This window comes from Brevundimonas sp. EAKA, assembly GCF_000698025.1.
GTDB lineage: Bacteria > Pseudomonadota > Alphaproteobacteria > Caulobacterales > Caulobacteraceae > Brevundimonas > Brevundimonas mediterranea_A.
Window position 1 is genome coordinate 1 of the sequence record NZ_JMQR01000111.1, and the last position, 9,901, is coordinate 9,901.

Annotated in this window: 8 protein-coding genes; 5 read left to right on the top strand and 3 right to left on the bottom strand. The window is 68.8% G+C overall.

Annotation, left to right across the window (positions count from 1 at the left end; all coding sequences use genetic code 11):
• The coding region (locus tag ER13_RS13555; protein ID WP_035310045.1) for a PAS domain S-box protein at positions 1-3,318 on the bottom strand (3,318 nt) is incomplete at its 3' end.
• A 134-nt stretch (positions 3,319-3,452) separates the two neighbouring features.
• On the opposite strand from ER13_RS13555, the gene ER13_RS13560 reads away from it, so the two are divergent.
• The 4 genes from ER13_RS13560 to ER13_RS13575 all read left to right on the top strand — a co-directional run bounded on the left by ER13_RS13560 (position 3,453) and on the right by ER13_RS13575 (position 7,634).
• Positions 3,453-3,932 carry a Dps family protein gene (locus ER13_RS13560; RefSeq protein WP_035310050.1) on the top strand — a complete coding sequence of 160 codons (480 nt, stop codon included), beginning with the start codon at positions 3,453-3,455 and terminating at the stop codon, positions 3,930-3,932.
• A gap of 101 nt (positions 3,933-4,033) precedes the next feature.
• Positions 4,034-5,131 (top strand): cell wall hydrolase, encoded by a 1,098-nt coding sequence (locus ER13_RS13565; RefSeq protein ID WP_008263730.1) that lies wholly within the window; start codon positions 4,034-4,036, stop codon positions 5,129-5,131.
• Between the two features lie 88 nt (positions 5,132-5,219).
• Entirely contained in the window at positions 5,220-7,157 is a 1,938-nt protein-coding gene (locus ER13_RS13570) for a PAS domain-containing protein (protein WP_197019796.1), read from the top strand.
• Positions 7,158-7,226: 69 nt separating this feature from the next.
• Positions 7,227-7,634, top strand: coding sequence for a response regulator (locus tag ER13_RS13575; protein ID WP_008261670.1), 408 nt, complete (start codon positions 7,227-7,229; stop codon positions 7,632-7,634).
• 45 nt (positions 7,635-7,679) lie between these two features.
• On the opposite strand, the gene trxB is transcribed toward ER13_RS13575, so the two are convergent.
• Positions 7,680-8,687 carry a thioredoxin-disulfide reductase gene (gene trxB, locus ER13_RS13580; RefSeq protein WP_008264248.1) on the bottom strand — a complete coding sequence of 336 codons (1,008 nt, stop codon included), beginning with the start codon at positions 8,685-8,687 and terminating at the stop codon, positions 7,680-7,682.
• 70 nt (positions 8,688-8,757) lie between these two features.
• Here trxB and ER13_RS13585 point away from each other — a divergent pair, with 70 nt between their 5' ends.
• Positions 8,758-9,039 carry a hypothetical protein gene (locus tag ER13_RS13585; RefSeq protein WP_035310048.1) on the top strand — a complete coding sequence of 94 codons (282 nt, stop codon included), beginning with the start codon at positions 8,758-8,760 and terminating at the stop codon, positions 9,037-9,039.
• Positions 9,040-9,201: 162 nt separating this feature from the next.
• Here the strand turns inward: ER13_RS13585 and ER13_RS13590 are convergent.
• Positions 9,202-9,901, bottom strand: a 700-nt coding sequence (locus ER13_RS13590; protein WP_035310054.1) for a mitochondrial fission ELM1 family protein, incomplete at its 5' end; no start/stop codon positions are given.

Sequence of the window (9,901 nt, forward strand, 5' to 3'; positions counted from 1 at the left end):
CTCCTGGGGCTGGAGGGGCGGCAGATAGAGACGGATTTCGGACCCGCGCCCGACCGTGGAGGCGATATGGACCCCGCCGCCCGACTGGCGTGCGAAGCCATAGACCTGGCTGAGCCCCAGTCCCGTGCCCTTGCCGACGGGCTTGGTCGTGAAGAAGGGTTCGAAGACGCGGGCGATGACCTCGGCCGGCATGCCGGATCCGTTGTCCGACACCGACACGCAGACATAGTCGCCCGGCGCCAGTTCGGCGACCTGACCGGGTTCGACCGAACAGGTCATCGTCTGGACGGTGATCCTCGCTCCCTCGCGGACCTGCGCGGCCGGGGGCGCGCCCATTGGGGCGCCGTCGCGCATAGGGCCGCCGGTGACGTCGCCCAGGGCGTCGCGGGCGTTGACGATCAGATTCAGCAGGGCGGCCTCGAACTGGGCCGGGTCCACGTTCGCGCGGACGCCCCCGCGCTTCAGCTTGACCTTGAAGTCGACTGCCTCGCCGACGGCGCGACGCAGCAGGGGCTCGCCCTCGCGGATCAGGCCGTTCAGGTCGATGGCTTGGGGGCGCAGGGCCTGGCGGCGCGAGAAGGCCAGCAACTGGTGGGTCAGGCTCTCGCCGCGCCGAGCGGCGGCCAGGGCGGCCTCGCCCAGCTTCTTCTTCTTGGCCGGGTCGTCCGAGCGCAGGATGATGTCCAGGGCCCCGATGACGACCGTCAGCAGATTGTTGAAGTCGTGGGCCACGCCTCCGGTCAGCCGGCCCACGGCCTCCATCCGCTGGGCATGCATCAGGTGGGCCTCGGCGGCGGCCTTTTCCGTCAGGGCCTCGGCCACCCGGTCCTCGAGCAGCTCATTGATGCGTTTCAGGTCGTCCTCGGCCCGTTTGGCGTCGGTGACGTCCAGGCTGGCGCCGACATAGCCCTGGAAGACGCCCGAGGCGTCGAAGCGCGGCACGCCCTCGGTGCGGATCCATCGCAGGCCCAGGGTGGGATGATTGACCCGGCTGAGCGCCTCGAACCGGTCCCGGGCCTGGAAGGCGCGGGCGAAGGCGGCGTCGAACACCGTTTCGTCGTCAGGATGGATCAGGCGCCGCCAGGCGTCGGCCAACTGCCGATTGGAGCGGATGCCGCAGAAGATGCGATAGCGCTTGTTGCCGAAGATGATCGACGGCGTGGCGTCCGTCATCCAGATCAGGGCCGGGGCGCTGTCGGCGACGGTGCGGAAGCGGACTTCCGATTCAGTCAGCCGCGCCTGGGCCTCGCGCATGTCGGTGACGTCGAAGGCGACGCCGACGAAACCGACCACCGCCTGTCCCGTCAGGCGGGGACGCGAAAAGGACTTGAGCCAGCGCCATTCGCCGTCATGGCGACGATAGCGGGCCTCCATGGAAAAGGGCTGGCCGGTCGCCTCGCCGTTGGCCGATTCCTGGACGATGCGGGCGACGTCGTCGGGATGGAGGGACGAACGCCAGTCTGCGGCCCGCGCCGATTCATAGTCGGCGCCGAAGAAGTCGACATAGGCCTGGTTGACGAAGGAGCGCTGGCGATCCTGATCCGTGACCCAGATCAGCACCGGCGCCGTATCGGCGATGGCCCGGAACCGTTCCTCGCTCTCGCGGGTCTGGGTCTCGGCGCGGGCGCGCTCGACCTCGGTCCAGGTGCGGGCGGCGACTTCCTCCAGAAGGCGCGCCTCGGCCTCGGTCCATCGACGGGGGCCAGAGGCGTGGGCGAACAGGAAGGCGCGCAGACGGCCTGCGCGGATCAGGGGCGCGCGGATCAGGGCCCGAGTGCCGATGGCGTCGAAGGCGCCCGCGACGTCGGCGGTGCGCGGATCCTCGTACACGTCGTCGATCCGGACGGTGCGGCCCTGGGCCAGGTCGGCGATCAGGCCCTCGCCAAAGGCGTCAAGGCTGATGCTGTCCCGAACGGCCCCGTCGTCGGCGGTCCACTGGCTGGTCACTGAGATGAGGCCGCTGTCGGGATCGATCTCGCCATAGCCGACGCGGTCGGCTGCGATCAGACGTCCGATCGACGCCTCGACCTCGCGCATGATGAGACCCGGGTCGGACAGGTCGCGCAGCCGGTCGCTGAGGGCCAGCAGGAAAGCCTGCTGCCGTTGCGCGCGGGCGGCGGTTTCGAGCGCCTCCCGGTTCTCGGTGGTGTCGAAGGAGATGCCGGCGTAGCCGAGAAAGACCCCGGCCTTGTCAAAGCGCGGCTCCACGGCGACGCGCATCCAGCGCCACGCCCCGTCGTGACGCCGGAACCGAGCCTCGAACCCATAGGGGCGAAGATCAGGCCGGGCGCCGGCCTGGGCGGCCTCGACCTGCGGCTGATCATCGGGATGGATGGTCTGTTTCCAGCCGTGGCCGCTCAGGGAGGCGGCCGTGCCGCCGTAGAAGTCGGTCAGGGCGATATTGGCGAACTCGACCGCCCCATCGACATCCGTCAGCCAGATGGGCGAGGGGGCCGTGTCCGCCAGAAGACGGAACCGGGTTTCGCTGTCGCGCAGGGCGGCCTCGGCGGCGCGGGCCTCGGTGACGTCGATGTTGACCCCGATCATGCCCATGAAGCGGCCGTCGGCGTTCAGGCGGGGCCGGGCCTCGCTGCGCAGGACGCGCCATTCGCCGTCGTGGCGACGGTGACGCCCCTCGACGACATAGGCGACATGGTCCCGATCAGCCTGACGGCAGACGGACAGCACATGGTCCCGGTCGTCGGGGTGAAGGAAGGCGTCGGCGTCGAAATCGCTGGGATCGTCCAGCCCGCCCCAGAACAGGCGCTGGTCGTTGTTCAGATGGATGATGCGGCCGGTCTCGTCGGTCATCCAGAGCATGACGGGGGCCAGTTCGCTGACGATCTGCAACCGTCCTTCGGTCTCGTCGATGCGCGCGTTGGACAGGGACAGCGCCGAGACGACCGCGTCCAGCTGCGCCAGCGCGCCGCGCAGGCAGGCGCCCAGCCAGGCGCAGAACAGGCCGACCACGATGAAGTTGAAGGTCGCCACGACGCTGAGACCGGGGGGCATCCCCGGCTTCGAGCCGCTGCTGACGATCACCAGGGACCAGCCCCCGATCAGGCATGCCGCCAGCGCCGTGGCGCCCGAAAGCCGGCCCCCCGCCAGGGCCGCCAGGATGACGCCCGGCAGAAGGATCATGAAGCCGGTGATTTCGCCGTAGAAGGCCGCTCCGGCTGCGCGCAGCAACAGGGCGGCGCCGGCCCCGATCAGTCCGATGAAAATCCGGGTCCAGACCGAACCCGGCTTGAGCCGCGCAAGCGCCAGCAGACCTCCGTCGGCGTCCCGAAGTCGCTTGAAGACCACGCCTGGGTCCATGCTTCGCCCGCTCCCGACGCGTCGTTCTAAAGTGACGCTTGTCCATGCAACGCTCGCTCGCGCTTCGCGTTCCTGACAGCCATATTCGACCGGACCCGTTCCGGCGTAAAGTTAATCAACCCATGGAGCGCAACATGACTGACACGATCGACACCGGCCTGTCCCAGACCGAGCGTGGCGACGTCGCCCAACAGCTGACACGCGTTCTCGCCGACGCCTACGCCGTCTATCTGAAGACCCACGGCTATCACTGGAACGTGCGGGGGCCGGAGTTCTTCGCCCTGCACAATCTGCTGGAGCAGCAGTATCGCGACCAGTGGGAGGCGCTGGACGACATCGCCGAACGCATCCGGGCGCTGGGCGAGTTCGCGCCTCAGGGCTATGGCACCTTCGCCAATCTGACCAGCATCCGCGACGGCGACCCGGAAAAGGACGCGCCCGAGATGCTGCGCGAGCTGATGCGCGACCACGAGACCCTGATCGCCACCATGCGGGCGGCTCTGGACGTGGCCGACGGCGATGGAGACGACGTGACCGTCGATCTGCTGACCCAGCGCCTGGGCTCGCACGAAAAGTTCGCCTGGATGCTGCGCTCCACGCTCGGCGGCCGATAACATCGGTCTGCGGGCGCCCGAAAACGGCCCCGAAGTCCGCGCATAGGGCTGACGACGACGACGCTCCGGCTCCCGGAGCGTCGTCTCCTTCCTGGATTTGAATGACATTGGCCCACTGGAAGATGATCTGGACGGCGCTGAAGCGCTCGGCGGCGGCTCTGCCCGCGGCCGGCGCGGTGCTGGGCGTCGCCATGGCCGCCGGGTCCAGCGTGCGTCCCGACGCCGACCGCACGGCCGAGGCCGTGGCCCGGATCACCGGCGGGGACATGAGCGCTCAGGGGCTGGACGCCGTGAAAGGGCGACTGACGCCTTCGCAACTGGCCCTGGCGCAGCGTCATGACCCCAGCCTGCTGCAGCCGGCGGCCTATTCCACCGACGGGGCGATCCTGGCGACCGGCGCCCTGCGTCCCGCCCGGTCCTTCGTCTTCAAAGGCAGCGCCGAGGATCGGCGCCGCGCCCTGCGATGCCTGACCCAGGCCGTCTATTTCGAAGCGGCGCTGGAGCCGGGCGCCGGTCAGGCCGGCGTGGCCCAGGTGGTGCTGAACCGGGTGCGCGATCCCAACTACGCCAACACCATTTGCGGCGTCGTATTCGAGGGCGCCGAGCGGACCACGGGCTGTCAGTTCAGCTTCACCTGCGACGGATCCCTGTCCCAGGCGCCGGTCGCCTGGGCCTGGGAGCGGGCGCGCAAGGTGGCGGAGAAGGCGCTGAACGGCGCGGTCGCCCAGCAGGTCGGGACCGCCACCCATTACCACGCCGACTATGTGAACCCCTGGTGGTCGCCGTCGGTGGCCCGGGTCAACAAGATCGGCGTGCATGTCTTCTATCGCTGGAAGGGCCTGTACGGCGAAACCGCCGCCTTCCGCACCGTCTACAAGGGCCATGAGCCGGTGATCGACGAGGCGCGGTTCTCGCGGCCGCGGCCGGGCGTCCAGCCCGGTCAGGCGACCGGGGGCGCCGATCCGGACACTGTGGCGGCGCCGGGCGGGGATGCGCCGATCAAGACCGTCGAGATCAACGGCCAGCAACGCGTCGTCGGCGTGGTCAGTCTGGGCGGCCGTCGCCTGCCGACCCAGGAGGAAGTCGTCGCCATAAACGCCCGGCTGCGCACGCTGGAACAGCCCGCTGCAGCCGTCGCGGTCGCGCCCGAAGGCGTGGCGGACATGCCGGTCGAGGAAGTCGGCCGACCGGCGTCCTGAAACGAGCCGACCCGCGCTTTGCAACGCTTCGCGTGGGCAGAGCATTCACATGATCGGCCGGAACGACCGGCCCAGCGAGGACGCCTGCTTGACCCACGCCGATAAAGACAGTCCGCGGTGGGACGAGTCCAAGCGCCTGGCGATCCTTCGGGACTACGGGGTCCTGGACACCGACCGGGAGGCCGCCTTCGACGACATCGTCGCCCTGATCGCGCGGATCTGCGAGGCGCCCATCGCCGTGGTCAATCTGATCGATGCAGACCGCCAGTGGTTCAAGGCCGAGGCAGGTCTGGGCGTGCGAGAGACGCCTCTGGCCACCTCCTTCTGCGCCCATACGCTGTTGCAGGCGGACGGAATGGTGGTGCGCGACGCGTCCCTGGACCCGCGCTTCGCCGCCAATCCCCTGGTGACGGGCGAACCCCATTTGCGTTTCTACGCCGGGCGGCTGTTGAAGACGCAGGACGGCGTGCCGCTGGGCGCCCTGTGCGTGCTCGACACCAAGGCGCGTCCCGAGGGACTGACCGATCTGCAGCAGATGGCGCTGCAGACCCTGGCCGATCAGGTCATGTCCCAGCTGGAGCTGCGCCGCGTTCTGCGCCAGCGCGAGGAAAGCGAGGACACCACCCGCCGGGCGTTGCAGGCGTCGAACTATGTCGGCGCATGGGACTGGGACATCGTGGCGGACCGGGTCGTCGCCGACGAACGGTTCGCGGCCATGTACGGCGTCGATCCCGTCGTGGCCCGCGCGGGCGCGCCGATCGCCGACTTCACCCGATCCGTGGATCCCCAGGACGAAGCGCGGGTCCAGGCGGAGATTCAGGCCGCCATGTCGGGGGAAGGTCGTTTCCATAGCGAGTACCGGGTGCGCGACGCCCAGGGCCAGGCGCGCTGGATCGTGGCCCGCGGCCAGGTCTATTTCGATCCGACCGGCGCGCCCGTGCGGTTTTCGGGCGTCGTCGTGGATATCACCGACCGGAAACAGGCGGACGCCGAGTTGGAGGCCATCGCCGCGCGGCTCAGCGCCAGCGAGGCCCAGTTTCGGGTCCTGGCGGACGCCATGCCGCAGATGGTGTGGTCGACGCGACCGGACGGCTTCCACGATTACTACAATGCGCGCTGGTACGAGTTCACCGGCGTGCCCGCCGGATCGACCGACGGCGAGGGCTGGACCGACATGTTCCATCCCGAGGACCAGCCCAGAGCGATGGAGCGCTGGAGGCGATGCCTGGCGACCGGCGAACCCTATGAGATCGAATACCGGCTGAAACACCATTCCGGCGTCTATCGCTGGACCCTGGGGCGGGCGGCGGCCGTGCGGAACCCGGACGGCGAAATCAGCCGCTGGTTCGGCACCTGCACCGACATCGATGAGCTGAAGCGGCTGGAGCAGGGCCGCGAACTGATCAGCCAGGAGCTGAGCCACCGCATCAAGAACATCTTCGCCGTCATCACGGCCCTGGTGGCCCTGTCGGCGCGGCAGTACCCGGAGGCGCGGGCGTTCGCCGCCTCCTTGCGGACGCGAATCACGGCCCTGGCGCGCGCCCACGAGTTCGTGCGGCCGCACACCGAGACGTCGCAGCCGACGGTCGGCGCCAATACGCTGCACGCCTTCCTGTCCGACCTGTTCCAGGCCTATGCCGATGACGCAGGCGCGGCCCGGGTCCATCTCGCGGGCGACGACGCGGTTTTCGACGATCAGGCGGCGACGTCGGTGGCCCTGCTGTTCCATGAACTGGCGACCAACGCCGCCAAGTACGGGGCCCTGTCCCGGACCGGGGGGCGGGTGGATCTGGCGACGCGGCGGGAAGAGGACCGGTTCATCCTGACCTGGATCGAAACCGGCGGCCCCCCTGTTTCAGAGGCGCCGACACGAACGGGCTTCGGATCGTCCCTGGCATCGCTGTCCGTCGAAGGCCAGCTGGGCGGGCGGCTGGTTCGGGATTGGCGTCCCGAAGGCCTTCGAATCCTGGTGGATTTGCCGGCCACGGCGCTTTCCCGTCGCAGGGCGGCCGAAAAGGCGCATTAGATCGCCTTGGCCTGAAACCGATCCCTTCCATCTGCGTTGTGTTCGTTCCCGCACACAAGTTCAGTATCCATGACCGCGCGTATCCTCATCATCGAAGACGAAGCCCTGGTCGCCATGGAACTGCGCTTCGTCCTGGAGGATCTGGGTCATGAGGTCGTCGGCGTGGCCACGACGGCGAAGGGCGCGCGCGACATGGCGCGAGAGATCGATGTGGATCTGGCCCTCGTCGATATCCACCTCTCCGACGGACCCACCGGCATCAGTCTGGGTCGGGAACTGGGTCAGGACATGGGCGTGACCGTCCTGTTCATGACGGCCAATCCCGGCATGGTGCGCGACGGCGTGGCCGGCGCCATCGGCGTCCTGTCGAAGCCGACCGACGAGCGATGCGTCCAGAAGGCGATCGACTACGCCCTTCGCTGCAGACACGGCGAGCCGGTGGAATACGCGCCGCCGGGCCTGCAACTGTTCGCCTGACGTCCTCCCGGTCCCTGAGGTTTCAGGCGGCCGGGCGGCAGGCGTTCACCAGACCCCGATCTTTTCCGCTTCCTTGTGGCTGATCGGATTGTGAGCCTTGGCGTGGTCTTCCTCGGCCAGGAAACGGCTGACCTCCAGCGCGGCCATACAGCCCATGCCGGCGGCGGTGACAGCCTGGCGATAGATGTCGTCGGTCACATCGCCCGCAGCCCAGACGCCCTCGATGGCCGTCGCGGCCGTGCCCGGCTTGACCCGCAGATAGCCGCCCGAGTTGGTTTCGAGCTGGCCCTTGAACAGTTCCGACGACGGGGCGTGGCCGATGGCGATGAACACGCCGTCCGCCGGGATTTCCTGCGTCGAGCCGTCCTGGACGTTCTTCAGCCGCACGCCGGTGACGTTCTTGGCCATGCCGTCGACGACGCCGACGATCTCCTCGATCGCCGAGTTCCAGATCACCTCGACCTTTGGATTGGCGAACAGGCGGTCCTGCAGGATCTTCTCGGCGCGGAACTCCTCACGGCGGTGGACCACCGTGACCTTGGCGGCGAAATTGGTCAGGAACAGCGCCTCTTCCACGGCGGTGTTGCCGCCGCCGACGACCACGACTTCCTTGCCGCGGTAGAAGAAGCCGTCGCAGGTGGCGCAGGCCGAGACGCCGAAGCCCTGGTAGGCGGCCTCGGACTCCAGGCCCAGCCATTTGGCCTGGGCGCCGGTGGAGATGATGACCGTCTCGGCCAGGATCTCCTCGCCGCCGTCCAGCTTCAGCCGGAACGGGCGTTGCGACAGGTCGGCGGAGACGACGATGTCGTGGATGACTTCCGTGCCGACGTGCAGGGCCTGAGCCTGCATCTGCTCCATCAGCCAGGGGCCCTGGATGGTCTCGGCGAAGCCGGGATAGTTCTCGACATCGGTGGTGATGGTCAGCTGGCCGCCGGGCTGGATGCCGGCGATGACGACGGGGTTCAGCGAGGCGCGGGCGGCGTAGATGGCGGCGGTCCAGCCGGCGGGGCCGGAACCGATGATGGCGACGCGGACGGTACGAGCTTGGGTCATGACGCCTATTTAGGCGCTGATTCCCGTTTGCGCGATGCTAGTCTCGCCTCGGGTGCAAAGGGAGGCGGGGATGAGCGACAACAAGGCGGCTGTCTTTCCGGTCGGCATAGGCGTGGGGATAGCGATCGGGGTCGCACTGGGCCTGGCCCTGGACAATCTGGCTCTCGGGATCGGGGTCGGGGTCGCTATCGGGGCCGGGGTGGGGGTGGTCTTCAGCGCAAAACCCAAGTCGAAGACGGGCGAGGGTTCGGACGGCGGCGGGCCAGTGATTTTCGACGGAGGGGACACGCATCATCACGGCCATGACGGGGGAGGCGACGGCGGCGGAGACGGCGGAGGCGGGGGCGACTGACCAGCCCATATCCCGCTCATCCCGCTCATCCCGGCGAAAGCCGGGACCCAGTTCTTTCGCTCGGCGATGCGCTGGATCGAAAGCGGTGAGTCCCGGCCCTAATCTGAACGCCCAAAGCCCTGGGTCCCGGCTTTCGCCGGGATGAGCGGAACGTAGTTGGGCTTAGCGTGTCCCCATCGCTTCCAGCACAGCCCGCGCCGCGCGCTCGGTTTCGGCCAGGGGGTCGTAGGTCCAGCCGTCCAGTGTCCCGTCGAACGGACGGGTGGCGCCGCGTTCGGCCAGGTCGTCGTGCAGCCGGGCGAACTTGTCGCCGGACTTCAGCGGGATCATGGGCAGGACGTGGACGGGCTTTCCGGTCGAGGCGGCCTCGGCGGCCATATTGGCGCTGTCCTCGGTGACCAGGATATGGTCGGCGTAGTGCAGGAAGCCGAACAGGGGGTTGTCGCCGGTCCCGTCCCAGATCCAGCCCGGTAGGTCGGACAGGCGCGCGGTCATGACGGCCCTGGCGGCCTCGGGCGTGCGGCGCGAGAAGGTCAGCATCAGCGATCCCCCGGATGCGCGGACGGCGTCCGCGATCTGGTCGGCCAGGTCCGCCGCATGGGCCTCGGTGAGGTCGAAGGCCTTGGATCTGCCGCCGATCAGCACCGCGACACGGGGATGGGGCAGGGGGGCGATCCGGTCCGCGAAGGCGGGCGCGGCCTGGGCGATCCGCGCGGGCGTGATGCGGTGGGGCGAGCCGGTGATCTCGAAGACATTATCGCCCGACAGGCCGTCGTGTGCGGGGGCGACGATCATGTCGAAGCTGGCGTTCGACCAGCGCGGGTCCCGGGTCGGGACCACGAAGGCGCGGCCCCGGCTCCAG